At 61.3% G+C, this 25,144-nt stretch carries 21 protein-coding genes, 1 tRNA gene and 2 pseudogenes; 20 read left to right on the top strand and 4 right to left on the bottom strand.

Going from position 1 to position 25,144, the window contains the following annotated elements:
* The first annotated feature begins 91 nt into the window (after positions 1–91).
* Together MAMT_RS07820 and MAMT_RS07815 are read left to right on the top strand one after the other, a co-directional pair.
* Positions 92–1,642, top strand: coding sequence for a hypothetical protein (locus MAMT_RS07820; RefSeq protein WP_142660424.1), 1,551 nt, complete (start codon positions 92–94; stop codon positions 1,640–1,642).
* Positions 1,642–2,601, top strand: a complete 960-nt coding sequence (locus tag MAMT_RS07815) for a hypothetical protein (RefSeq protein WP_142660423.1) — start codon at positions 1,642–1,644, stop codon at positions 2,599–2,601. The genes MAMT_RS07820 and MAMT_RS07815 overlap by 1 nt, the downstream gene beginning before the upstream one ends.
* 4 nt (positions 2,602–2,605) lie before the next feature.
* Here the strand turns inward: MAMT_RS07815 and MAMT_RS07810 are convergent, their stop codons facing one another.
* A complete protein-coding gene (locus MAMT_RS07810; RefSeq protein ID WP_142660422.1) occupies positions 2,606–3,040 on the bottom strand; it encodes a hypothetical protein in 435 nt (144 codons plus the stop codon).
* A 151-nt stretch (positions 3,041–3,191) separates the two neighbouring features.
* The gene (locus MAMT_RS07805) at positions 3,192–4,178 is read right to left on the bottom strand and encodes a hypothetical protein (RefSeq protein WP_142660421.1); all 987 of its coding nucleotides are present in this window, start codon (positions 4,176–4,178) and stop codon (positions 3,192–3,194) included.
* Positions 4,179–4,427: 249 nt separating this feature from the next.
* Here MAMT_RS07805 and MAMT_RS07800 point away from each other — a divergent pair, with 249 nt between their 5' ends.
* Complete coding sequence (locus MAMT_RS07800; protein WP_246186584.1) at positions 4,428–4,865, top strand: peroxiredoxin; 438 nt, start codon at positions 4,428–4,430, stop codon at positions 4,863–4,865.
* A 347-nt stretch (positions 4,866–5,212) separates the two neighbouring features.
* Here MAMT_RS07800 and MAMT_RS07795 read toward each other — a convergent pair.
* Positions 5,213–5,286: transfer RNA gene (locus tag MAMT_RS07795), tRNA-Pro, on the bottom strand.
* A gap of 57 nt (positions 5,287–5,343) precedes the next feature.
* On the opposite strand from MAMT_RS07795, the gene nadD reads away from it, so the two are divergent.
* From nadD to MAMT_RS11680, 13 genes and pseudogenes are all read left to right on the top strand, one after another.
* A complete protein-coding gene (gene nadD, locus MAMT_RS07790) occupies positions 5,344–5,967 on the top strand; it encodes a nicotinate-nucleotide adenylyltransferase (RefSeq protein WP_246186583.1) in 624 nt (207 codons plus the stop codon).
* On the top strand, positions 5,964–6,305 hold the full coding sequence (gene rsfS, locus MAMT_RS07785; protein ID WP_142660419.1) for a ribosome silencing factor: 342 nt from the start codon (positions 5,964–5,966) through the stop codon (positions 6,303–6,305). Before nadD ends, rsfS begins: the two co-directional genes overlap by 4 nt.
* 210 nt (positions 6,306–6,515) lie before the next feature.
* Entirely contained in the window at positions 6,516–7,595 is a 1,080-nt protein-coding gene (locus tag MAMT_RS07780) for a potassium channel family protein (RefSeq protein ID WP_142660418.1), read from the top strand.
* Positions 7,596–7,699: 104 nt separating this feature from the next.
* A pseudogene (locus tag MAMT_RS07775) lies at positions 7,700–8,703 on the top strand (UDP-glucuronic acid decarboxylase family protein).
* Between the two features lie 46 nt (positions 8,704–8,749).
* Positions 8,750–9,790, top strand: coding sequence for a tRNA (adenosine(37)-N6)-threonylcarbamoyltransferase complex transferase subunit TsaD (gene tsaD / locus MAMT_RS07770; protein ID WP_142660417.1), 1,041 nt, complete (start codon positions 8,750–8,752; stop codon positions 9,788–9,790).
* A gap of 82 nt (positions 9,791–9,872) precedes the next feature.
* The gene (locus tag MAMT_RS07765; protein WP_142660416.1) at positions 9,873–11,039 is read left to right on the top strand and encodes a nucleoside-diphosphate kinase; all 1,167 of its coding nucleotides are present in this window, start codon (positions 9,873–9,875) and stop codon (positions 11,037–11,039) included.
* A gap of 70 nt (positions 11,040–11,109) precedes the next feature.
* Positions 11,110–12,273: a pyridoxal phosphate-dependent aminotransferase gene (locus tag MAMT_RS07760; RefSeq protein WP_142660415.1), complete on the top strand. Its 1,164-nt coding sequence runs from the start codon at positions 11,110–11,112 to the stop codon at positions 12,271–12,273.
* Positions 12,274–12,450: 177 nt separating this feature from the next.
* Positions 12,451–12,840: a YidH family protein gene (locus MAMT_RS07755; protein WP_178087014.1), complete on the top strand. Its 390-nt coding sequence runs from the start codon at positions 12,451–12,453 to the stop codon at positions 12,838–12,840.
* A 135-nt stretch (positions 12,841–12,975) separates the two neighbouring features.
* Positions 12,976–13,935, top strand: coding sequence for a glutathione S-transferase family protein (locus tag MAMT_RS07750; RefSeq protein WP_142660413.1), 960 nt, complete (start codon positions 12,976–12,978; stop codon positions 13,933–13,935).
* A gap of 83 nt (positions 13,936–14,018) precedes the next feature.
* Positions 14,019–15,467, top strand: a complete 1,449-nt coding sequence (locus MAMT_RS07745) for a hypothetical protein (protein WP_142660412.1) — start codon at positions 14,019–14,021, stop codon at positions 15,465–15,467.
* Positions 15,430–16,287 carry a sugar phosphate isomerase/epimerase family protein gene (locus MAMT_RS07740; protein ID WP_142660411.1) on the top strand — a complete coding sequence of 286 codons (858 nt, stop codon included), beginning with the start codon at positions 15,430–15,432 and terminating at the stop codon, positions 16,285–16,287. Before MAMT_RS07745 ends, MAMT_RS07740 begins: the two co-directional genes overlap by 38 nt.
* An 84-nt stretch (positions 16,288–16,371) precedes the next feature.
* Positions 16,372–16,572, top strand: a pseudogene (locus MAMT_RS11685) (hypothetical protein); the annotation flags it as partial.
* Positions 16,546–16,833: a cation transporting ATPase C-terminal domain-containing protein gene (locus MAMT_RS11680; protein ID WP_281289108.1), complete on the top strand. Its 288-nt coding sequence runs from the start codon at positions 16,546–16,548 to the stop codon at positions 16,831–16,833. The pseudogene MAMT_RS11685 and the gene MAMT_RS11680, both read left to right, overlap by 27 nt.
* A gap of 30 nt (positions 16,834–16,863) precedes the next feature.
* On the opposite strand, the gene MAMT_RS07730 is transcribed toward MAMT_RS11680, so the two are convergent.
* On the bottom strand, positions 16,864–20,052 hold the full coding sequence (locus MAMT_RS07730; protein ID WP_142660409.1) for an efflux RND transporter permease subunit: 3,189 nt from the start codon (positions 20,050–20,052) through the stop codon (positions 16,864–16,866).
* A 132-nt stretch (positions 20,053–20,184) separates the two neighbouring features.
* Here MAMT_RS07730 and MAMT_RS07725 point away from each other — a divergent pair, with 132 nt between their 5' ends.
* From MAMT_RS07725 to MAMT_RS07710, 4 genes are all read left to right on the top strand, one after another.
* Positions 20,185–20,862, top strand: coding sequence for a 4'-phosphopantetheinyl transferase family protein (locus MAMT_RS07725; RefSeq protein WP_178087012.1), 678 nt, complete (start codon positions 20,185–20,187; stop codon positions 20,860–20,862).
* A gap of 76 nt (positions 20,863–20,938) precedes the next feature.
* Positions 20,939–21,700: a metal-dependent transcriptional regulator gene (locus MAMT_RS07720; protein ID WP_142660407.1), complete on the top strand. Its 762-nt coding sequence runs from the start codon at positions 20,939–20,941 to the stop codon at positions 21,698–21,700.
* Positions 21,690–23,045, top strand: a complete 1,356-nt coding sequence (locus MAMT_RS07715; RefSeq protein ID WP_142660406.1) for an Nramp family divalent metal transporter — start codon at positions 21,690–21,692, stop codon at positions 23,043–23,045. Before MAMT_RS07720 ends, MAMT_RS07715 begins: the two co-directional genes overlap by 11 nt.
* 60 nt (positions 23,046–23,105) lie before the next feature.
* Positions 23,106–25,085, top strand: coding sequence for an alpha-1,4-glucan--maltose-1-phosphate maltosyltransferase (locus MAMT_RS07710; RefSeq protein WP_178087011.1), 1,980 nt, complete (start codon positions 23,106–23,108; stop codon positions 25,083–25,085).
* The last annotated feature ends 59 nt before the right edge of the window (positions 25,086–25,144 follow it).

Here is a 25,144-nt window from a genome sequence, read left to right as displayed (position 1 = left end):
GGAGGGAAAACCAAGGCCCAACGAAGCAGACAGGTCCATTACGCAAGCCGCAGGAGAACGCTTGTGAGATATGTCGGCTAAGGCTCTTATCATGAAATTGTTCTCTGGCTGGAAAGGCTGGGTGGCGTTGCTGCTCACTGTTTGCGCGCTCGCGGCGGCGGCAGGCTGGGGGGCAACGGCCTGGAAGAATGCCCAAGAGCGCAAAGCGGTCGTGACGAGCTTTCAGACCTCCCTGGCCCGGTCCCTTCCGCAGGCGGATGCACTTCGCGGCGAGCTCGTCCGGCAGAAGCTCCTGCTCGAGAATTTGCTGGCGCAGGGCGATGCCGCGACGAAATCGCAAGGCATTCCCACCGACCTTTTACAAACGGCAAACGCTCGATTCCGGGAGTTGCTGGACCAGGCATCGATTCTTGCCAATCAGATTCAGACCGAGGCCGATCAAGCCGCCGCGCGTCTGAGCCTCGCCTCCTCCGACAGCCTTTTCCCCAGTTCGACCGCACCTTCCTGGCGAGCGTTCCTGACGGAAATCAACCAAGACCGCCAGTGGAGCGACAGTGCTCGCCAACACATCGCTTTGCTCGAAGAACGATGGACCATGCTCGCGGCTCAGGAGCAGGCGCCCGCCGCGCAACAGCCGGACTTGTCCTCGGAGGACTTCTCCGTGCCTCCCGGTGACGTCCCGGCTACCAACCCTCCACCCGAGGGATACGGCATCGGCTCGGGAAGCTCCGGCCCGTTCGTCGGCGACACGGAAGCGACCACCAGCTATGGAGGGGGCGGCTATGGAGGATATCCCTACGGGGGCATGGGCATGTGGGGTATGGGGATGTGGGGCATGATGGGCATGTGGGGCATGGGCTTCTGGCCCTTTTTTTTCCCCATGGTGATCGTGGAACAACAGAGAGCCGCCCAGGCTCAACAACAGCAGGGCAAGACGGCAGCCAATCATCAGGCCGCAACGCAATCCCGCGACCCGAGCCACTCTTCCCCGGCCGCCCATCATGGGCTAACCCAGCATGGAGCCGGCCACGGCAGCCCAGCAAACGGGACGACGCATGCCGGCGGTATTGCTCACGGGCAGGGGTCTTCTCATGCCGGCGCCCATGAGGGCCATGGCGCGTCTGCTCTTGCCCATGGTGGATTCCCTTCCCAGGCTGCTGTCCATCCGCAACATCTTTTTAGCCCCGCGGTTCATGACGTTGCAGGTCGATCCGTCAATTCGGCGGCCCTGCATGGATCCAACCTCGGCGCTGCCGCTCATGCCCATGGCTTTCACGGCGGAGGCGGCGCGGGAATCGGCTCCTTTGCCGGCCACACGGGTTTCCCGCATGGGGCCGCAGGTGCCTTCCACGGAGCCACCGGGCTCGACCATGGAGGAGCCTTGGGACACGCGGGTGCCTTCCATGGCGCCACCGGACTCGGTCATGGTGGCGTTTTCCATGGCGTGGGCGGTTCGTTCCACGGATCGCCAAACGTCTTTCACGGAGCTTCTCTCGGCGCGGGCGGACCTCATGGACTCGGCGGCTTCCATGGAATGCCGGGAGGCTTCCATGGAGGCATGGGCGGATTTCATGGAGGAATGCCTGGCGGGTTTCACGGAGGCTTCGGCGGATTTCACGGCGGAGGCGGAGGTCATCGCTGATGGAGCTTCTTCCGCACCCTGCGTCGATCTTCCGCTTGACGCTTTCGCCGCAACGACGACTCACCTATTCCGCTCTATTGTTCCTCCCGGCTTTGTTTCTGGGGATGCCGACCCGGACCACGGAGGCTGCGGTCACGGAACGGTCCGAACTGTCCGCGCAACAAGAAGGGTCCGACCGACCGACCGGCTCGCGGGAGGTGTTCACCTGGATCGATAATCTCCGCCTGCTTCAACCCGCAACCCTCGCACGGGTGGAAGCAACGGTCGGCGCGCCTTTTCATCGGATCGAGAGAGGCGATTGGCTTACGATCTACGAGACGTCAGGCTCGGCTCGCCCCTGGATCCAACGCGTAGAGCTACGGCTTCCGGAACGAGCGCATCAAGGCTGGTCCTTCCTTGCCATCGTCGACTTCGACCCCTCGCGCACGGAGCTCCTGCCTTCCGATGCCATCGCCTACCGAGCGGGAGCCCGGGCAGGAGCCAACCCGCTGATTCCTCCCGGTTGGCAAGGTGTCTGGAAGTACTGGAAGCTTTCGGCCCCCGACTTCCTCTTGTGGGACAGCGCCGAGGAGACGATCCTCCTCCGCTTTCGCTCGGAAGGTCCCCGGCAATTACAGCAGTGCAGCGTCTATCGGAAAGCAGCCGCTCCGGCGGGGGGGCGGGAGACCGCTCTCACGAGAAAGTCGAGTAGCCGCAAAGTCGAAACCGGCCTCGGCTCGACCCTCGACACCCTCCTCAATGCCTCGGAAAAAGCGGCAGCACAAGTCCAGGAGCTGCAAGCTGCGGGATGGAGACTTTCCTGGGCACCGCTGGCCATCAGCGCGGTCGACCTCGTGCAGAGATCGATTCTTCTCCCCAAGGACAAGGACCTAAAAAAGAGTTACGCTTGGCTTCTCTGGGCATTGGGCCAACTCTCCCAGCCGTTCGACGCCGTCCCCGGGACGCGGCCCACCGACTAGCCTACTACGGCTGCGAGGAGGCCGGGGGACTTTTGACGGCTCCCTCCTGCTGACCGGCCCGCTCCAGAGCCTCTTGAAGCTTGGCCGCTTCTTCTTTGACCTGACCGGCTCCCTTCCCAAGCGATTGGGCCGCACCTCGGATTCCCGTTTGAACCGTCTCTTTCATTTGCTGCAGATCCCGATGAAATGCAGACCGTTCCGTCTGAAGTTCCTTCGCGAGGGATCGGGCGAGAGCATCATGTTTTTGCCGGATCGCCTGATCGATCTGATCGACTTTCTTGTTTAAGTCGGAATCCCGCTTGACTAGATCCGCCAACTTCTCCTGCCAACTGCTTGGGGCATTCGTCGGAGTGGCGGGGGCCGCATCGGTCCCGGCCGGCGGCTCGTCCGCGTGGAGATACCCTGCCTGGAAAAGGAGGACAAGGGCTACGACCGTCATCGTTCTCTTTCTCATGTCTCGGTATCGAACCACGACGGGAGAAAATCCGTCAACCGCTTCTTCCCGAACTCAAGCTCGTCTGTCTTACAATGTTCGTACCCGAGGCGAGGGTGCAAGCAGCAGGAGAGCGCTTGTGAAACAGGCAGGCTGGTCATGGAGCCGCCGGCAACTGGGATGCTCCGCCGGTGGCGGTGGAGGAGTTCTTTTTCTCCTCGGCAAGCTTTGCGCGCTGCCGGGCGGCGGCAAGCTGCAGCTCCCGCTCATACTCCTCGTAGAGACGATGGAGGGCCGCGGGCGACCCTGCTCCGGCCTCCCCGCTTGGTCTAACGAGACCATCAGGCTCAGGAGCCGTCACCGTCCGAAGAACCGGGGACGCCTCGACCGGCAGCGCTCTTTCCACTCTTTCTCCCGCAACGTCCCGCTGCTCCGGTGGGGAAGCTCCTTCCGTCGGAAAAGCCGGCGTCTTCGGACCCTCCGAGACCCCTTGCCCGGTTGCCGACGAGACCTTTCCTTCCCGAATTCTCTGCAACCTCTGGACCATTCCTTGCCAAGCGGTCTGCTCCGCTTCCTGGACCTGCGAGGTCTCTTCTTCCGTAAATACCCGCCCCCAGCTCTCGAAGGGAAGCGGTTCCTCCTTTTCCACGCGCCAGCGGTTGCCGGAAAAGAGCGCTCGCCCAATCGACCATTTCACCATCATGGCTTTCCCTTTCGTCACCACCGCCTTTCGGCGGTGCACCCGGTAGCAGGATCCAGGCTCCAAGTCCGGATAGAAGATGAGATAGGAAGCCAATTTCTTCTGAAGGGCATCGGCACGAGCCGGCGGCTCAAAGCGACCGACCGGAAGCTGAAACCAGGAGATCGACGACTCGAAGCGAAGGAGGTAACCCGCCTCAAACGAACCATCCGCTCGCTCCCGAAACCAGACGGGATTCACGCGGACGAGCTTCATGCCTTCCGGCAGAACCGGCGTCAACTCCTCCCGGACAACGTCCTCCTGCAATGCCGTCGGCTTCGGAGATCCGGACACGCGAAGTTCTGAGGAACCGTGTCCGCCCCCACGGCCCGCCAGAACGTAGATGGCTCCGCTGATCGCACCCAGAACGAAAGCCAACCCCGCCCGCCGCCAGATTCTTCTCATGGGCTAAGCAACCCGGCCTTGTCCGATGCAGGAACCGATCGCGCCCTGCTTTTTCGCAAGAGAAATGCTCGCGTCGAGAGAAGTACCAGACCCAATCCGGCAAAAAAACAGGAACGGCGATCGCCCCGGGGAAGTCTCAGCTCGGCCGAGAGCCAACCACTCTTTTCTGAAAGAATGTCCTTGGTGTCATCACTTTTTTCGCATTTTATTCATTTTATGAATGCGAACTTAGCGACAGAGCCCCTCGCTGTGGGTGCAGCAGCACCCGCCGTGCAGGCGACGGACCAAGACGGGAACGAAGTCGATCTAGCGGAAGTTTTCAGGAATGCGACCGTTCTTTTCTATTTTTACCCGAAGGCGGATACGCCGGGATGCACCAAAGAGTCTTGCGGATTGCGCGATGCCTACCGAAAGTTCATTGATCATGGAGTCAGGGTCTTCGGGGTAAGCATGGACACGGCCGCCGCTCAGAAGCAGTTCGTCGAAAAGTATCATCTCCCCTTCACCTTGCTCGCCGACCCCGAAGGGAAGATCGTCGAGGCCTTCGGCGTGGCAAAGCGAAACGGTCATGCCAGCCGGCAGTCCTTTTTGATTCGAAACGGCAAGATTTCCTGGCACACGGCGAAAGTGAATCCGGAGACTCACGCGGAAGAAGTGCTGCGGGAGATCGAAAGACAATCTTCTTGAAGACCGCGTTCTTCTCCGTTCGTGCGGAGAGCGTCCGTTTTTCAGCCCGCCGGGCCAAACGCCCTCCTGCCGAAGAGGGTACCAAGTCCGAACGGATTGGTTCGTCCCTTCCATTGCCTGCACCGGCGGGCGGTGCGCAACGGCGTGGCTCCGGGTAAAGCCGATGCCGCCCTTATTCGAGAATCGCTATTCGACCGCCATTGCCGGATCGGTGCCCATCCTTCTTCCCGGCCGATTTCAGACCGAAGGGATCTCCTTGCGCCGGCTCGTTTCCAAGACAGCATCTGCCACGGCAAAAAGGAGCGACCTGTCGCTCTCCGGCGACAGACGGATGCGCCGAAAACGAATCGGACCGGCGAGATTTGAACTCGCGACCTCTTGCACCCCAAGCAAGCGCGCTACCAGACTGCGCCACGGCCCGTTTGACGTGATCGAACAAAAAGGATAACAGAGTTCCGGAGACAAGAGCAAGTTCCCGATGCGCAACGCAAATTTCATGGCCAAAAAACAGATTCCCCCCCTTCGTCTTGGTCTCTTCGGGGGCAGTTTCGATCCGATTCATCATGGCCACCTCATCGGCTCTTGGGATGCTCTCGAGCAGATGAGCCTCGATCGCATTATCTTCATTCCCTGTGCCCTCTCTCCCCACAAGCAAGACCCTCCCCTCGCCCCGGGAGAGGAACGGGTGGCGATGATTCGTCAGGCGATCCGGGGCTGGCCCGCCTTCTCTCTCTCCGAATGCGAGCTGATCCGTGGAGGACCCTCGTATTCCGTGGAGACGGCGGAGGAGATGCACAGTCGCTTCCCGTCGGCGGAACTCTTCTGGATCATCGGCTCGGATCAAGCGCAAAGCCTTCCCTCGTGGAAGGACTATTCGCGACTTCGTCGGCTTGTCACCTTTCTGGTCATCCCGCGACCGGGGTATGTCCACGTCGTCCCGGAGCGCGGAATGGCGTTGCTCCCCTCACCTCACTTCGTCGACATCTCCTCGACAGAAATCCGCGACCGGACGGTGAGCGGGCTTCCGATCGGTCATCTTGTCCCTCGTCCGGTGGCGACTCACATCGCAAAACGCCGGCTTTACGAGAAGATCCCCGTGTGAGGACGGACCCTCTGGCCTTGGCACGCTTTTGCCGAGACGTCGCTTTGGAAGGGAAAGCGATCTCGCCGGTCATTCTCGATCTCCGCGATCTCTGCGCATTTACCGATTTCTTTTTCATCTGCTCCGCGGGTTCCCCTCCGCAGCTCAAGGCGCTGGCCGTTTCCCTGGAACGGGAAGTGCAAAAAGCGCATGGCCTTCATCCTCGCTCGCTTCAAGGTTCCCCGGCCAGCCACTGGGTCGTGCTCGATTACGGATCGCTCCTCGTCCACATCTTCCTCGAAAAGGAACGGACGCATTACGAACTCGAACACCTTTGGGGAGACGCGCCCACGCTCTGAGGGCTTGACGGGGACGTGCCCCGTAAGCAACCGCTTCCGCATGGCCCTCCCTCCCCCTCTCCCGACCACCGTCCTTCCCCATTTTCCTAGCCTGCGTACCTCACGAAGTTCGCACCCAAGTCCCAACGAAGACGAAGCAGGCGGATCCATTTGCAAGCCGCAGGAGAACGCTTGTGAAACAGGAAGGCTAAGCCAGGAGTAAAAGAGCCGATGGCCGCTCCCCGGGTTTCTTCCTCTTCGCAGTCGGCCGCGTTGCCGCCGGTCATTCGTCATCCCTATTACCATTTCTTGGGCGCGCTCTCGGTGCTGCTCGCGCTCGTGGTGGTCGGCACTCTCGGCTACTGGAGCATCGAGAGAATGTCCCTTCTCGACGCCCTCTACATGACCGTCATCACGCTCAGCACCGTCGGCTTCGGAGAGGTCCATCCGCTTTCTCCTGGAGGTCGGCTCTTTACGATCGGGCTGATCATCGGAGGCGGGGCTCTTGCGGCTTATGCCGCGGGAACGGCGATCCAATACCTCTCCTCCGGCGAATGGCGGGATTTTCTTGAAACGCGCCGGCAAAGCCGAATGTTGAGAGGGATGAAGGGCCACTATCTGGTCTGCGGTTACGGCCGGGTAGGACGCCATGTCACCCAGGAACTGATCGAACAGGATCTGCGGGTCGCGGTGATCGATTCACGGCCCGAAGCCCTCGCCGGTCTCAAGATCTCGGGAAGCTCGGCGATCGTAGGCAGCGCCTCGGACGAAGCCGTCTTGACCGCCGCCGGAATTCTGCATGCAAAGGGTCTGGTGGCCTGCGCCAGCTCCGATGCGGAAAACCTCTTGATCGTTCTTACCGCGCGCTTGATGAACCCTGAGATCACGATCATCGCCCGCGCGGTCGACGAAGCCTCCGAGCCAAAACTGAAGAAGGCGGGAGCGACCCGCGTCGTTCTGCCCTACCAGATGGCGGCGATCCGCACGACTACTCTGCTGCTTCGCCCGGCCGTCGCCGACTTTCTTTGGGAGGCCGCCCACATCGGGGGATTCGAGCTCTTCCTGGAGCAAATTCCCCTCCGGCCGGCCTCTTGCCTGATCGGCCAAACGCTGGCGCAGGCCCAGCTTCGCAACCGGTTCAACGTTACGATCCTCGGCTGCCGGTTGCCGGACGGGACTCTGTCCGTGCGGCCCACCGCCGAGACGGTGCTGGATGCCGGCAAAGAGCTCATCGCGCTTGGAACCTATGCGGAGCTGCAAGCATTTGCACGGCTGGCTTCCGGGGAGGAACGCGGCGCGGCAGCTTCCTGAGGCTTTCCGCGCTCCGACCGAAGAGGCGAACGTCTGGAGGAAAACTTCACGAAGCGAACGTCACGGGTTTGCACTTTGTCCCGCAGGTCGTTAGTGTGACCGATATGCCCTTTGCCGTCGTCACCGGAGCCGCAGGTTTTTTAGGAAGTCACCTCGTGGATCGGCTCTTGCGCGCCGACTATCGGGTTCTCGGCGTCGACAACTTCGTGACCGGCAATCCCGACAATCTGGCTCATCTCAAGCACGAATCCCGGTTCGACCTCCTCGTGCAAGACGTATCGGAATTCCTCGAAGTTCCTGGGAAAGTCGATCGGATCTTTCACCTCGCCTCGCCCGCCAGTCCGATCGACTATCTCCACCTTCCCATCCAGACCCTGAAGGCGGGGGCGCTCGGCACATACCGTGCCTTGGGGCTGGCCAAGGCCAAGGGCGCGGCATTCCTGCTGGCCTCCACCTCGGAAGTCTATGGAGATCCCCTGGTGCATCCCCAGAAAGAGGAATATTGGGGCAACGTCAACCCGATCGGCCCTCGCGGGGTCTACGATGAGGCAAAGCGCTTTGCCGAGGCCCTGACCATGGCCTACCACCGGAGCCACGGTGTGAACACCCACATCGTCCGCATCTTCAACACCTATGGGCCTCGAATGCGGCTTCACGACGGCCGCGTCGTCCCGGCCTTCATCGGACAGGCCCTGGAAGAAAAGCCGCTGACGATTTTCGGCGACGGGTCCCAGACACGCAGCTTCTGCTACTGTTCGGATCTGATCGAGGGAATCTTTCTCTTGTCTCAATCCGGTCTCGCCGATCCGGTGAACGTGGGGAATCCGACCGAGCTTTCCATTCTGGACTTTGCCCGGCTGATTTGCCGGCTCGCCGGCATCCCGAACGGCTGGAGTACAAGCCGCTTCCGGTGGACGATCCAAAGCAGCGCCGTCCGGACATTACCCGCGCCGGGAATACCCTCGGCTGGGCACCAAAGGTCGATCTGGAAACGGGACTACGAGAAACCATCGAATGGTTTCGCACCCATCGGCCGGCAGCGAGGAAAGAGGAAGCGGAAAGACCGAGTCGATCCGGTGTGCCCGAGGGATCTCCTGCCCGGCGATAATTCTTGTCTCCCATGGCCTCCGGGATCCGTGAAGGCAAGCACGCGAATGGATCGCCCGAAAAAGACTCTCTGGTTAGGCATCGAAACCTCCTGCGACGAAACGGGAGTCGCTCTCGTGGCAGAGCAGGACGGGAAGCCGCGGGTCATCGGTGCGCTCCTGGTTAGCCAGGTCAATCGCCATCGTCCTTACGGAGGAATCGTCCCGGAGCTCGCCGTGCGCGAACATTCGCGAAACCTTCCCCTTCTGGTCGCCCGGCTTTTCGAGGAAACGGGCATCGCCTTGGGCGAGCTTCGGGGCATTGCCGTCACCGAGGGACCCGGGCTCGCCTCCTCCCTCCTCGTCGGAAACGCCTATGCCCGGGCTATGGGGGCCGCCCTCGATCTCCCGGTCTTCGGAGTAAATCACCTAGAGGGCCATCTTTTTTCTCCCTTCCTCGGCGCGGAGGAATCGATCCGCTTTCCCTTCCTCGGTCTGGTAGTCAGCGGGGGCCACACGCTTTTAGCCTCCGTCGAAGGTTGGAACCGCTATCGGATTGTATCCGCCACCTCGGATGACGCGGCTGGGGAGGCCCTCGACAAGATTGCCCGCCTCCTCGGCTTGCCCTACCCGGGAGGACCCGAGATCGAGAAGCTGGCTACCCAGGGCAACCCGAAGGCGTTCCGGTTTCCGCGTGGCTTCCCCGATTCGCGCGACCTCCGATTCAGCTTTAGCGGGGTGAAGACCGCCATCCGTTATTTCCTCGAAAAACATGCCGAAGAGCGCGGCAATCCCGCTTTCCTTGCCGACGTAGCTGCCTCGCTGCAGGAAACCGTGGTCCAAACCCTCTGCGACAAGGCTCTCTGGGCGGCCGCCGCAGGAGGCTTTCGCATCCTGGCGGCCTCGGGCGGCGTCCTGGCGAATCGACGATTGCGGGAGCTCTTGGACAGGGGATGCCGCGATGCCGGCCTCTCCCTCCGCATCGCTCCCTCCTCCCTCTGCACGGACAATGCGGTCATGATCGCATCCGCGGCGGCCTGGAAGAACATGGCAGGAGTTCCCGCCTGCCTTCGCGAGGAGATCGACCCGAGCCTGTCCTTAGCCATGTGAAATTCCCATTGACGCCTCCTGCAAGAACGGCATAGGGTGTCCTGCCGCACAAAGGCGCTAACCGTTTCTCTTTTCCTCTCTTATGGCACGTGAACTCAGTTACGTTATTATCAACCCCTATTCGCTGAATAAATCGCGCACGGGGGCGATCCTCTCTAGGCTGCTCACCCGAACGAGCTTGGAACTGGCGGGAGCCGCGATGTTTGCTCCCAGCCACGAGCTCGTGCGCGAGTACGCCAAGATGATCGTGACCGAAAACGATCCCCAGGACCGTCAGATTCAGCAACTGATTCAAGAGTATATCTTGGAAAACTATGCCCCCGATCCGGCAACCAAGCAGCGGCGCCGGGTCATGGTCTTGCTTTTTTCCGGTAACGATGCCGTCGCTCGTACCCGGGAAGCGGTCGGAAACATCAGCCGGATGAGCAGCGGCGGGGAAACGGTTCGAGATACCTTTGCCGACCTGGTTTTTGCCCGGGACGGTTCCGTCCGTTATTTCGAGCCGGCCGTTTTGGCGGCCCCGACCGTGGAAGAAGCCAAAGCCAAGCTCCGTCTTTGGAGCCGCTATGCGGAAAGCGACTCCGGCCTAGTCTCCGCCAGCCTCCCCACGCTAGAGGAACCCCGCCACGAGAGAACCCTCGTGATCCTTAAGCCCGACACGATCCGTTTTCCTGGCGGGAGACCGGGCAACGTCATCGATCTTTTTTCGAAAACGGGACTCGCGATCACGGCGATCAAGCTTCATCGGATGAGCATCGCCGAAGCCGAAGAATTTTACGGCCCCGTCCGGGCGGTCCTGCGCGAGAAGCTTGTCGGCGCTACCGGCGAAAAGGCCAAGGAGCTGCTTACATCCGCCCTCGGCATCACCGTGGAGCCGGATCTAAAGGAAGAGCTGGGACGCCTCCTGGGACCGAAAGCGGCCGATCACCAGTTCAATCTGATCCTTCAGTTCATGACCGGCTACAACCCCAAGGATTGTTCGGAGGCGGAAAGCAAGCTTCCCGGAAAAGAAAAATGCCTCATCCTGGTCTATGAGGGGATCGACGCAGTGCAGAGAATCCGCGAGGTTCTCGGACCCACGGATCCTGCCAAGGCACCGCCGGGATCGATCCGGCGTGAATTCGGCCAAAATATCATGGTCAACGCCGCCCACGCTTCCGACTCGGTCCAGAGCGCCGAGCGTGAAATGCAGATCCTCCGCCCGGGAGAAAACAACTTTCGTTCCCTCGTTGCCGAATACTACGGCTAATACCTACGGCTAACACCACGGCGTCTCGCCGTACTCGCTTCCTCACTCGTCGAACAACCGAAAAAGTCCCATGGAACCATCTTCTCGAGCCAAACGCATTGCCCCTTCCCTCACTCTTGCCTTGGGAAGCAAGGCTAAGTCAATGAAGGCAAAAGGCATAGACATCATCAATCTCGCCTCGGGCGAGCCCGATTTCGACACGCCGGAGTTCATTAAGGCGGCCGCCATGGGATCTCTGGATGCGGGCTTCACCAAGTATACCCCCTCTTCGGGCATCCCCGAGCTGCGCGAGGCCGTCGCCGACAAGCTCAAAGCGGACAACGGTCTCGCCTACGAGCCGGCGCAGATCACGGTCAGCTGCGGAGCCAAGCACGCCTGTCTCAATGTCCTCCTGGCGACTTTGGAGCCCGGAGACGAGGTGATCATCCCCGCTCCCTACTGGTTGAGCTATCCGGAGATGGTCAAGATCGCCGATGGGGAGCCGGTCATCGTTCCTACTCGGATGGAAAACGGCTTCAAGATTACCCCGGAGGATTTTGCCGAGGCCATGACCCCGAAGACCCGGATGATCATCCTCAACAGCCCGGGGAACCCCACCGGATCGGTCTATGCGCGGGAAGAGCTTGAGGCGCTGGCTCGAGTCGCGATCGAGGAAGACATCCTGATCCTCTCCGACGAAATCTACGAAAAGATTCTTTTCGACGAACAGAAGCACTGGAGCGTTGCTTCCCTGGACGCCGCCTTCTATCCGCTCACCTTCACCGTCAACGGCTTTAGCAAGGCTTACGCGATGACCGGCTGGCGGCTCGGTTATGTGGCCTCTCCTTCTTGGGCAGCGGGAGCCGTGGAAGCGATTCAGAGCCACTCGACCTCCAATGTAACCTCGTTTGCGCAGAAAGGAGCCCTAGCCGCTTATCGGGGGCCGCAGGATTGCGTGCGGGCCATGACCCAAGAGTATGCGCGCCGAAGGGATTACTTGGTGACGGAGCTCAGCTCCTTTTCCAAAATCCACTTTCTCCGACCCCAGGGGACGTTTTATCTTCTGCTCGAGATCGGGGAGACGAGGCTCTCCTCCACCCAGTTTGCCGAGCGCCTCCTGGAAGAAGAAAAGGTGATGATCATTCCTGGGATCGCCTTTGGCGACGACCGGACGGTGCGTCTTTCCTATGCCACCGACATGGAAAGCCTGCAAAGAGGAGTGGAGCGGCTGGGTGGCTTCCTGAAGCGCTTGTAGGGCGTTTTAGTCCCATGGCAACCTGTCTCTTCCTTCCTTCCGAGGGCTACGGGATTCTGAGGCGGGCTCCATGTCGCTTCGCAGGTCAGAATGATGTCGACCCGCGAAAAAGGGACCGACGGCGAGCCTATCCCGGGCAGGGAGCAGGCTGACGGACTCCGAGCCAGTCCGTGTCCGATGAGAAGTAACTTTAGGGATCATTCGGCCAACGAACGCACGTATCTTGCCTGGATCCGGACGAGCATCGGTCTGATGGCGTTCGGATTCCTGCTGGAGAAGTTCACCCTCTTTCTCGATTATCTTCGCCTCGCACTCAATCAGCCTGCGGCGACGCAAGAGCCGGCGACGCAAGAGCCGGCGACCCGACTGATCGGACTCGCCTTCCTGACCCTGGGTGCGATCATGATCGGCATGGCGGCGCTTCGCTACCGGCTTTATGCTCGGCAGATCGATACCCCGGAATTGGAAAAGACCAACTTTATCCTTCTCGATACGATCCTCGGTGCCTGCCTGTCTGGCGCCGGCATCCTGCTTGGTCTCTATCTGGCGCTCCGCATCGCCCTTTAGCCGCCATTTCTCACAAAGTTCGTAGCCGAGGCACGGCGCGTCGGCCTGGATGTGAGGCGCCTGGAAGCGTAACGGGAGCGGGCGTGAAGGAGGATTTGTTCGCTTTTACGAAAACACGGCATAGTTTTTTTCAAGATGGTCGTCCGAGCCCAATTTCCCGGGGAGGAGTCGCCGGAGGGAGCTTTCGTGCGCCAGAACGATGCGTTCCGCGGCTGGATCTCGGCCGACGGCAGTTCGGGCTTTCCCGCCGAAGCGGGACGCTACCATCTCTATGTCTCCTGGGCCTGCCCTTGGGCACATCGGACGATCATCGGCCGGAAGCTCAAACGATTGGAAGCGGTACTCGGGATGACCGTAGTCGACCCGATTCGCGATGAGCGGGGTTGGGCCTTCCGGGAGGTTCCAGGGGCTTCCGCCGATCCGGTTAACGGATTCCAATTTCTGAGCGAGGCCTACCACGCGACCGACCCAGCCTACCGGGGACGCGTCACAGTGCCGGTCCTTTGGGATAAGCGGACCCGGCGGATCGTGAACAACTCGGAGGATGACATCTTGAGGATGTTCGAGCTGGAGTTCGGCGCTTGGGCGGACCCCTCGATCGATCTCTATCCCCATCCCCTGCGGAAGGAGATCGACCAGTTAAACGGCTGGCTTTATGAGCGGATCAACGACGGAGTCTACCGTGCGGGGTTCGCCACGAGCCAGCCGATCTACGAAGAGAAGGTCCGCCTCCTCTTCAACGCTCTGGATGCGCTCGAAAAGAGGCTCTCGACGACCCGCTATCTCTTTGGAGCCAAACCGGTCGAAAGCGACTGGAGGCTCTTCGTCACCCTCGTACGCTTCGACGCGGTCTACCACGGCCACTTCAAGTGCAATCTCCGACGCATCGTCGACTATCCGAACCTCTCAGGCTATCTGCGGGACCTGTATCAGTGGGACGGGATTGCCGAGACCGTCCACTTCGACCAGATCAAGCGCCACTACTATGTCACCCATGACGACATCAATCCGACCCGCATTGTTCCGCTTGGCCCGATCCAGGATCTGACTGCCCCCCACGGCCGGAACGCGCTGAGGAGAACGGGTGGTCGTTAGCGAATCCGGGCGCGAACCCTAGGAGGCAAAGGAACGACTCCGCGCCTTTCGCAGTTTCGCCGATTGAGGCATTGTAGATCAAGATGGGGGCGAACACGATTCGGGATTACTACGCCCACGATTCGGTCCGTCGCCGAATCGCGGAGTATTGCGGCGGAATCCCGGAAGAGCCCCAAGCCTTTTCCTGCACCTACCTGGTCGGCTACGGCACCGCGATGGGACAAGGCGTTTCGCCCGAGCCCCATGCGTCCGTGGAGAAGAAGCACTTTGCCGAACTGCTGAACGCAGGAGCGGATATCCTTCGGTCGATCTGGGATCAGGCTGCCGTCCTGGGAATCCTGGACATCGAATACGTGAACTGGGACTATCCGGCGGAGGTTTTCTTCCAACCGGTGGAGGTCTTTTCGAGGATCGAACCTTTATACCGGACAATCCTCCGCTGCTTTGGCACGTATGGGATCGAGCCCCTGACCATCCTGACGGGCCAGGGATACCATTTCGTCTTTCAGATTCCCAAGGACTCCGCTGCGTTTTGCCTGCTGGCCGCCTGCGGTGCAGCTTCTCCGCAGCGGCTCGAATGTGGCAATCGCTTTGGAGCCCGATTCGAACGCACCGTCTCTCCCCTCGAGGCAACGGCCTATGAGACATTGGGCCGCCTCTTTGAGTTCCTGGTTCATCGGATCTTGCAGGAGTATGGCGAAGCCGGCTCCTCGATGGGGATGCCGCCCCTGCCGGCGGTGCCGACCGAGGTCGCGGTTGGTCGCATTGGGCCGAGCGGTCGGCGAGAAGCCATCTCACTCGATCTCTCATTATACGGAGACCCCTTGCCCCGGAGGGCGACCCGATGCCCCTTTTCGGTCTATCAAAAGCATCGATGCCTTTGGCAAAAGTATGGGGAGCGCGCCGCGAAAGAGTTTCCGATCCCGGTTCTCCTGCCCCGGTCCCCAAGCTCTTGTCTCAAAGAGCTCTTGGAGATCCGGGTCGATTGGGACCGGGCAACGCGGATGGCCGACGGGAGCTCGGTCGCGATCCCGGATGCGTCGCACTCGGTCCTTGGCTGGCTCCACGATTATGAGAGCTCGTCCTTGGCCCGGATTCACCGCGAAATGGGAAAGAGCCGGCCCGACGGGCACGACAATCCGAGCGATCTGCCGCCCTGTCTCCTCCACTGCCTGCTGGAGCCCAATCCCCACCTCCTAAAGCCAACCAACCTGCAGGCGTTGACGCGAGCGCTTCTCGCGCGCGATTGGATGCCGGCGACCATCGCCGACCTCGTCTGTGCCCGGTACCGGGAAGATCACGGTTGGGGCGATCTCTGGCAAAAGTATGAACCAGCGACGCGCGCCGAATTTTACGTCCGCCTCTTCTCCGGCCTCGTGCTGACGGGCATCGACCAGGAAATCGATCTCAACTGCATCAGCCACCAGGAAAAGGGATACTGCTGGCAGCCCTTCTGCGGGTTCAATCTCGCGAACTACCGAATCATGGAGTCCAATGGAAATCGGAATCTCGACCGGGGTCTTCTATTCTAAGCGGATCGTTGAGATTCTTCCCTGGATCGCCCGGGCGGGCTTCGATTCGGTCGAGCTATGGGCCGGAGATCCCGTCAACCCGACTCCTTTTGATTGGCGGAATCCCAGGGAAGTCGAGCAGATCCAAAAGCTTCTCAATAGCTTGCCTCTCCGGGCGGCGAGTTTCCATGCCCCCTACTCGAAAGAGATCGATCCCAGCCATCCCGATCCGATCTTGCGAAAGAGGGCCGTCTCGGTGCTGGTCGAAGCCGTGGGGGTCGCCGCAGCCCTGGGAGCCCGAACTCTGGTCCTGCACGGTTCGGCCGCCGAGCTTTCTCGCGTTTCCGAAGCGGAGCGCACCGCTCGACTCATGTCATTACGAGAGAGCCTCTCCCATCTCCGCCAACCGGCTCGCTCGAGCGGTGTCGCGGTGGCCGTCGAAACTCTCCTGCCCCACCTCTTCACCGCCGATCCCTACCTCCTCCTCGATCTGGTCGCCCCTTATCCGAAGACGGAGGTCGGGCTCTGCTTCGACACCGGCCACTGCTCCTTCTGGCGCGCCTGGCGGCTGGAGGAGCTTTACCAGATCCTTGCCGGCCGGGTGATCGCCTTGCACGTCAACGACAATTGCGGGATCTACGACGATCATCTCCCCCCGGGGCAAGGAAAGATCGACTGGCCGCCTTGGCTGACCGCCCTGCGCCGAAGTCAATTTTCCGGGGTTTTCCTCTTGGAAGCGGTTCTTCCGCAAGACAGCTCCGATCCGGCCGCCGCGCTGCGATCGCTTCGACAAAATGGCGTCGACCTTCTCGGAAAGGCGTTGCCCCAGGCAAAGAGTTGAGCAAGGCGATTTTTGCCCCCTTTCTCCTTTTGAAACTATCTTTTCCGGTCGTCCAAGCCCAATCTGGAAAGGACGAGCAGCCTTTTGCGGGTGCTCGCGTTTGCGCGAATGGTCTTTCTTCCAGAGCAGAGCACGCTCACCTCCTCCGATCTTCCGGGCGGCCTAGTTTTCCTAGGGCTGCAAGGAATGCAGGATTCCCCCCGGCCCGAGGCGATCCGCACGGTCGCCCGATGTCAAGCCGTCGGAATCGAGGTGAAGATGATCACGGGAGACCATCTATTGACACGGCCGATCTCCCATCCGCGGGCGTTCGTCGCCAATCCGTGGGTTTTTGGGGGAGCGCTTGCCATGGCTTTCCTCCAATTGGTGTTCACCTACCATCCCGCCATGAACCGGATCTTCGGCACCGTGCCGATCCACCCAGGCTATTGGATCTATCCGATTCTCTGCGGCCTCGGCGTCGCTCTGGCCGTCGAGGTAGAGAAGTGGTTGCGACGGAAGCGAAAGAGCAAAGCGCCGCCGGCACAGGATCGCGTGTCGCAGTGACCGCAGCAAAGGAGGGAAGGCGGACTCCCGCTAGCGAGAAACAGCCGATTCACCGGCTTCCGCCTCGTCCGGCCGGCGAGGATTTCGCGGAAATCCAAAGAGCTGGACCCCCCAGCGGAAAAGGATGGGAACCAGCAGAAGATTGAGAGCCGTGGAAGAGAGCACCCCTCCGATGACGACGACGGCCAGCGGCCGCTGGACCTCGGCTCCGGGACCTTGCGCCAGCGCCATCGGCAGAAAACCGAGGCTCGCGACCAGGGCGGTCGTCAAAATCGGACGAAGCCGGGTGAGACAGCCGCGCCGAATGGCCTCTTCAAGGGGAAGTCCTTGGGCAAGAAGCCGATTAAAAAAGGAGACGAGCACGAGCGCTCCCAGCACCGCGATCCCGGATAGGGCAAGGAAACCGACGGCGGCCGAAATGCTGAAGGGAATGCCGCTCGCCCAGAGGGAGAAGATTCCGCCCGTCACCGCGAGCGGCACGCTCAGGAAAAGAAGAAGGCTCTGCCACAGGCTCCGGGAATGGAGGTAGAGGAGCACAAAGATCAGGAAAAGGGCGATCGGCACCACGATGGCCAGGCGCGCCCGCGCTTCCTGGAGATTCCGGTACTGTCCGCCGAATTCGACGAAGTATCCTTTGGGGAAGACGACTTCGCGCGCAATCCGAGCTCGGGCCTCGTTCACAAAGGAGTCGATATCTCGATCCTCCAGGTTGACGAGGACGGCCAGCCGCCGCACTCCGTTTTCCCGAAAGAAGGCGCGGACACGGTCGACCATCCGGGCGGAGACAACCTGCCGCAGCGGGATCAGTCCACCAGCCTCCGAGCGGACCGGAAGCTGGAGTGCCCTCAGGGGCTCCGCCCGGTTCGGATCGGAGAAGCGAACCACGATGGGATACCAGCGGACCCCGTCGACGAGCAGCCCAACCTGCTTTCCTCCCAGCCCAATGGCGATTGCGTCGTTGATTTCGGCCGCTTGGACGTTGTAGCGGGCCATCGCCTCCCGGTCGGGCACAAACTCCAAGGATGGCGCTCGACCGGAGGATTCGAGAACGATGTTGTTCACCCCGCGGATCGAGCCGACGATCCGCCGAACCTGGCGGGCCAGCTTCTCGATCTGGTCGTAGTCCTCGCCGAAGATCTTGATCGCCACATCGGAACGTACCCCCTGGAGCATCTCGTTGAAGCGGTTCTCGATCGGTTGGGAGAAGATCAACATCTGGCCAGGCACCCGGAGCTGGATCGCTCGGCCGATTTCGTCTTCGAGGGTCTCCTTCCGGATCGGCTTTCCGTGTTCTTTTCGCCATTGGGCGCGCGGACGGAAAAAGACGTAGAGATCGGCCTCATTCGGGCTCGCCGGATCGGTGGCGATGTCGGAAACTCCGATCCGCCCGAAGACGTGGGTTACCTCCGGGATCTTCCGCCGCACGACCGCTTCGGTCTTTTCCTCCATTCCCACAGACGCCTCGAGCCCGACGCTATTGGCTCGGTAGACATTGATTGCATAGGCCCCTTCATCGAGGGTCGGCATGAAGTCGGCCCCCATCGTCCGAAAAAGCCAGAGAGCGGAGGCAAAACTCCCGAGGGCGACCAGGACCACAAGCGGGCCGATCCGAATGGCTCCTTCGAGAATCGGACGGTAAATCCACTTCGCGAGGCGAACGAGCCAGCTCTCCTTTTCCCGTACGGCTCCGGAAAAGAGAAGGGAAGCGAGCGCGGGCATGAAGGTAAAGCTCAGGAGCAGCGAGCCGACCAAGGCGAAAATGACCGTGGTCGCCATGGGACGGAAGGTCTTCCCGGCGACCCCGGTCAGCGCGAAGATCGGCACATAGACCAGGGTGATGATCACGACACCGAAGAAGACCGAAGAGCCTACTTCCCGGCACGATGACAGGAGCAGGTTCCGCCGCTCTCCATCCGTCAGGTTCCTCCGCAGCAGGTGGCTCTGCTCGGCCAGCCGACGCATGCCGTTCTCCACGACCACGACCGACCCTTCGACCACTAGTCCGAAGTCGATGGCGCCCAGGCTCATCAAGTTTCCGGAAAGCCCGCCGACGACCATGCCGCAGAGGGCAACGAGAAAGGCGAGCGGGATGATCGATGCCACCCCGGCGGCCGCTTTCCCGCTTCCCAAGAGGAGAAAGAGGACGGCTGCCACGAGCATCGCGCCTTCGGCCAGATTGTTTCGAACGGTGTGAATGGTCCGCTCCACCACCTTGGCTCGATTGTAGACGGGATGAATCTCGACGCCGTCAGGAAGCCGTCGCTGGATTTCTTGGATTTTTTCTGCAACGCGCTGCGCGACGATGCGGCTGTTCTGACCCACGAGCATCAGGACGGTTCCCAAGACGGTCTCGTCGCCGTTGGCCGTAGCCGCTCCCGTCCGAATCCTTGCTCCGACGGCGACTCGCGCTACGTCCCGGACGAGAACGGGATACGGGCCGGCCCGATACTTGAGGGGAAGCCGTTCGATGTCCGAAAGCGTCTCGACCCGGGTCGGGGCGCGCACGACGATCTGCTGCCCGGCCGATTGGATGACGCTCCCCCCCACATTCTCCACGTTTTTCCCGATGATCTCCGCGAGGTCGGCAACCGTCATGCCCAAGTGGGTGAGCCGATCCGGAGTCGGCATGATGACGACCTGCTTGTCGTAGCCTCCGATCACGTTGACATCGATCACCCCCGGCACCATCCGAAGCATCGGCTTGACCGTGAAGTCCTGGAGCAGCTTGAGCTCAAGGAGCTGCTCGAAGCGCGTGGCGGGCTTTTGCTTGGCTTCCGCGCCGTAGTCGAGCGTGTAGAAGAAGATCTCGCCCAGGCCGGTCGCAATCGGCGCAAGAGAGGGAGAAAGGCCGGGAGGAATCTGATCGACGGCGCGAAGCAGCCGCTCGCTGACCAGTTGCCGACTCCGGTAGACATCGGTGCCGTCCCGAAAGATCAGCGTAACCTGAGAAAGGCCGAACTTGCTGATCGAGCGCATCTCCTCGAGGTTCGGCACCGCCGTCAGCTCCCGTTCCATCGGCATCGTGACAAGCTTTTCGATCTCCTCCGGAGCCAGGGAGGGGACGGCCGTGTTGACCTGGACTTGGACCGTGGAGATGTCAGGCACGGCGTCGATCGGCAGATGGAGAGCAGCCCAGATCCCAAAGCCGACCAGGATGACGACGGCCAGCAGGACTCCGCTTCTGTGCCGAAGGGAAAACGCAAAGATTCGTTCGAGCACCGGGCTCACCTCCCCGCGGTCTCTCCACCGGGGGCATGGGTAAGTTCCCATGCGGGGGGAGCGGCTTTCAAGCGAATCCGGCAAAAGAGCTTGCCCGCAAGCAATCCCCGGACGATAGGTCGATCCGTTCCGATGGCTCTACCCCTCCCCGGCCCATCCACCGTTCATCTCTTCGCTTCACGGCTTCCGATGCTTCCCGTGGGCGGAGAAGAAAACGTGCGGCCTCCGGGCCGGCCCCACGCTCTCCGCAGCGAAACCGTTTTGCGCACCCTTCTCGCCGGCTACATCGGTGTCCGCCCCGAAGAGGTTCCCCTCCAGAGAAACCCTTGGGGCAAGCCGCTGCTTCCCAACTCGTCCGGCCTCTGGTTCAACCTGTCCCATTCGGACGACCGGTGGATTGCCGCGGTGGCCTCTTTCCCGGTCGGGATCGACCTCGAGGCCCGGCTCCCGCGCAAAGATCCTCTTCGGCTTGCCCGGCGTTTTCTTTTACCCGCAGAAGCATGGGCTGTCGCCTCCTCGCCGCCCGAGGAGCAGACCACGGCGTTTCTTCGGATGTGGACAAAAAAGGAAGCATTCCTCAAGGGCTGTGGCATGGGTCTCTACCGCTCCCCCCGCTCCTTCCGCTTCGCCCAGCGCCAAGGGTCCTGCTGGGAAACCGTCGACCCTCCGGAGGCCGACGGCACCCCATGGACCGTCAAGAGCTGGCTTCGGGAGGACGGCTCCTTTTGCGCTCTGGCCGTCGCCCACCCTCAACCGGAAACGCTTGTGCTCTCGACGGAAAAGCTCTCTCCCTATTTCCCCTATGCTTGAAATGGTTTAGGCCGAAGCCCTCCGGAGCGCTTTCCATTGACGAGCTCGATTAGGATCGGCTAACTTTTTTCTAAGAATGAATGCTGCTGCCGAGGGAGCCGGACCCTACAAAGGTTCGGCAAGCCTGAGCCCCTCGCAGCAAGACTATTTGAAGCAGATCTTTCTTTTGAATGACACATCGCGGGGTGCCACGACTCAGCTCTTGGCGGAACGCATCGGGGTCCGGCCGGCCTCGGTGACCGGAATGCTCAAGAGACTCGCTGAAGAGGGCCTGGTGGAACGAGCCCCCTATCGGGCGGTCCATTTGACCGAAACGGGCCGACGGATCGCAGTCGAGCTCGTGCGGCATCATCGCCTCCTGGAAGCTTTTCTTTCCCGGACGCTCGGCTATCGCTGGGACGAGGTTCATGAGGAGGCCGAAGCGCTGGAGCATGTGATCAGCGAGCGCTTCGAACAAAAGGTAGCCGAGCTGCTCGCCGATCCCGATCGGGATCCACATGGGGACCCGATCCCCACACGGGAGTTGGCCTTGGAGGAAGACCAGCATCTGAGGACGCTGGCCCTCCTCCCCAAGGGGAGCCGGGGGACCATTCGCCGGGTGACCTTGCAGGATCAGGACGCGCTCAACTTAGTGGAGAGACTCGATCTCCTTCCCGGCAGGGCGATCGAAGTCGCCGGCATCCATCCCGATGGAATCTCGCTTCTGGTCGGCGGGAGCCGCTTCCTCGTCCCGTCCCTTCTTGCCGCTCACCTCTTGGTCGACGTCGCCCCGCACCCTTCCTCCACGCCGCCGAAGAAGAGAGAAGGAGCCGGACGACCCGTGACCCATGAGCAATGATCCATCCCGTCGCCCGGGAGGAACGCTGTGGAGTCCAAAGCCGATTGAGCCGCCGCCCACGGGTGGATGGGATACCTGGGTAAGGGAGGGAGCCGGAGCCGTGCTCTCCAGTGAATCGACCGGGAGAGTCGGCCGATATGTTCCTTTCCTGGGGCCCGCCTTTATCGCGGCAATCGCCTATATCGACCCGGGCAATTATGCAACGAATATCGAGAGTGGAACGCGGCATGGCTATCAGCTCCTCTGGGTGGTGCTCTGGTCGAACCTCATCGCCATGTTCGTGCAAGGTCTCTCCGCTAAGCTCGGCATCGTCACGGGGAAAAATCTCCCCGAATGCATCCGCGATGTCCTCCCGCATCCTCTTTTCCGTCTTGCCTACTGGCTGCAGGCCGAGCTGATGGCGATCGCCACCGATCTGGCGGAGTTCCTGGGAGCCTCCCTCGGCTTCCAGCTGCTCTTCGGCATTCCGCTGGGAGTCGGCGCCCTCCTGACCGGCGCGCTCTCCTTCCTGATCCTAGGGCTGCGGCCGCGCGGCTTTCGCTACCTGGAGGTCCTGTTGACGCTCTTCGTCGGGTTCATCGCGCTCTGCTATGCCTTCGAGCTCTTCTGGATCCATCCCTCGCCCTCGGCAACCCTCCACGGTCTTCTTTTCCCCAGTCTTCCCGGCGCCGACGGAGCCTACTTGGCTGCGGGAATCATGGGAGCCACCGTGATGCCGCATGCGATCTATCTCCATTCGGCCCTCACCCAGCGACGCATTCCCGTCCGGCGGATCGAGGAAAAGCGGAAACTGATCCGCCTTTCGCAACTCGACGTCTCCCTGGCGATGACGATCGCGGGCATGATCAACCTGGCCATGCTGGTCATGTCGGCTGCTGCTTTTGCCGGATCTCCTCCGGCCGAGGGGAACAGCATCACCCAAGCCTATCACGCCCTCTGGCCCCTGCTCGGGCAGCTCGCCGCGGCGGCCTTCGCGTTGTCCCTGCTCGCCTCCGGCCTCTCCTCGTCCGCCGTGGGGACCCTTGCGGGGCAAGTGATCATGGAGGGATTCGTCGGCTTTGCCATTCCCATCTGGGTTCGACGTCTGATCACGATGCTGCCGGCGATCCTGGCCATTTCCCTGGGGGCCGATGTGACGCATCTTCTCGTGGCCTCGCAAGTCGTCTTGAGCTTCGGCATCGCCTTCGCGCTGATCCCCCTCCTCCTCTTTACCCAAAGCAGCCGCTGGATGGGGCCTCTGCGCAATTCGCTCTGGACGGGCATGGCCGGATGGCTCATCAGCGTCCTAGTCATCGGACTCAACGTTTTTCTGCTTGCCCGGTTCTTTTTTCCCTCCTCTCAATAGAGGTCGGTTCTGAGTATTGGGATGACCCACTCGTTCAAGACCCGGTCTTTCTCGGCAGCTATGAAAACTCGTTCCTGGCCCACCGACGGGAGAAGGCGCGTGGTGATCCACCGCCTTCTCCCGGAAATCGACGACGCCCGGTTCCCGGTAAAGCGGGCTCTCGGCGAAACGCTTCGTCTACAGGCTCACGTCTTTTGCGATGGCCACGATCGCACCGACGTTCGACTCCGCTATCGCCATCAGGCGGAGCCCGAGTGGCGCGAGTTGCCGATGCGCGAGCTCGGCAACGACGAATGGCAAGCGGAGTTTCTCCTAGAAAAGCTCGGCTTCTATGAATGCCAGGTCGTCGCCTGGGTGGATCATTTTGTGACCTGGCTCGAAGGCTTCCATAAAAAGGCCGACGGCGGACAAGAGATCAGCGTCGAACTTTCCCTCGGTGCCGACCTGCTCGACGCGGCGGCGCTTCGGGCGCCGAAGCCCGAGGCGAAGCGGCTCCAGGAATGGGCCGCCCTTCTGCGCAACCGCTCCCTGCCCATCGAAGAGCGGGGGCTCGTCGCTCGGAATCCCGCCTTAGCCGAACTCGCTCGGCGCTATCCTGACCGAAGCTTGGCTTCCGAGGCGCCCGCCGCGCGAAAGATCCTCGTCGATCCTCCTAAGGCCCTCTTCAGCTCTTGGTATGAGCTCTTCCCCCGGTCATGGGCGACCGAACCCGGCCGGCACGGAACCTTTGCGGATTGCGAGCGGCTGCTCCCGGAGATCGCCGCCCTCGGCTTCGACGTCCTCTATCTGCCCCCGATCCATCCGATCGGCCGCCTCTATCGGAAAGGGAAAAACAACGCCACGATCTCCGGCCCGGAAGACGTGGGGAGCCCCTGGGCGATCGGCGCGAAGGAAGGAGGACACAAATCGATCCATCCCGAGCTCGGGAGCTGGGAAGACTTCCACCGCATGCAGGCGCGGGCCAAGGAGTACGGCTTGGACGTTGCCCTGGACATCGCTTTTCAGTGCAGCCCCGACCATCCCTATGTCCGAGAACATCCCGAATGGTTCCGATGGCGGCCGGATGGGACCGTTCAGTACGCAGAGAACCCACCCAAGAAGTACCAGGACATCATCCCCTTCGACTTTGAATGTACGGAGTGGCGATCATTGTGGGAAGAACTCCGAAGCATCTTCGTCTTTTGGATCGAGCAGGGAGTGAGGATCTTCCGGGTGGATAACCCGCACACCAAGCCGATGGGATTCTGGGAATGGCTCATCGCCGATCTCAAGGCGGCCTATCCCGACGTAATTCTTCTCGCGGAAGCCTTTACCCGTCCCAAGATTCTCTACCATCTGGCCAAGTGCGGCTTCTCCCAGGGCTATACCTACTTTACGTGGCGTGCGACGCCTTCGGAACTGCGGGAATATCTCACCGAGCTGACTTCCCCGCCCGTTCGGGAGTTCTTCCGGCCGAACTTCTGGCCGAATACTCCCGATATTCTCCCGGTTTACCTCCAGCAGGGATCTCGCTCTTCCTTCCTGCAGCGGCTGATCCTGGCTGCAACGCTCTCCTCGAACTACGGCCTCTACGGCCCGGTCTTCGAGCTCTGCGTTCGAGAGGCTCTGGTGCCCGGGAAGGAGGAGTATCTCGACTCGGAAAAGTACCAGCTCCGCCACTGGGACTGGAACGCACCCGGGAATATCAAGGCCGAGATTGCTCGCCTCAACCATATCCGGAAGACACACCGAGCCTTGCAGGAAACCAACAACCTCCGCTTTTGCGAGGTCGACAACCCACGGCTTCTCCCCTATGCCAAGGCGAGTTCCGACTGCGGCGATGTGATTCTCGTCGTCGTCAACATGGACGCCCAACCCCAATCGGGATGGGTCCGCTTCCCGGCCGAGGAGTTTCGCATCGACCCCCGAAAGCCCTTTCAAGTCAACGACCTGCTCGCCGACGCGAGCTATACTTGGCATGATGGGAGTAACTACGTCCGCCTGGATCCCGCCGTCTCTCCTGCCCACCTGTTCTGGGTGACCCAATACGTACCGGATTAGCCTGCATGTCTCACAAAGTTCGTACCCGAGGCGCGGCGGATGGGCCTGGATGCAAGGCG

The organism is Methylacidimicrobium tartarophylax (assembly GCF_902143375.2).
In the GTDB taxonomy this organism is placed as follows: Bacteria; Verrucomicrobiota; Verrucomicrobiia; order Methylacidiphilales; family Methylacidiphilaceae; genus Methylacidimicrobium; species Methylacidimicrobium tartarophylax.
Note: the sequence above shows the minus strand (reverse complement) of the source record. Positions and strands in the feature narration are given on the sequence as shown.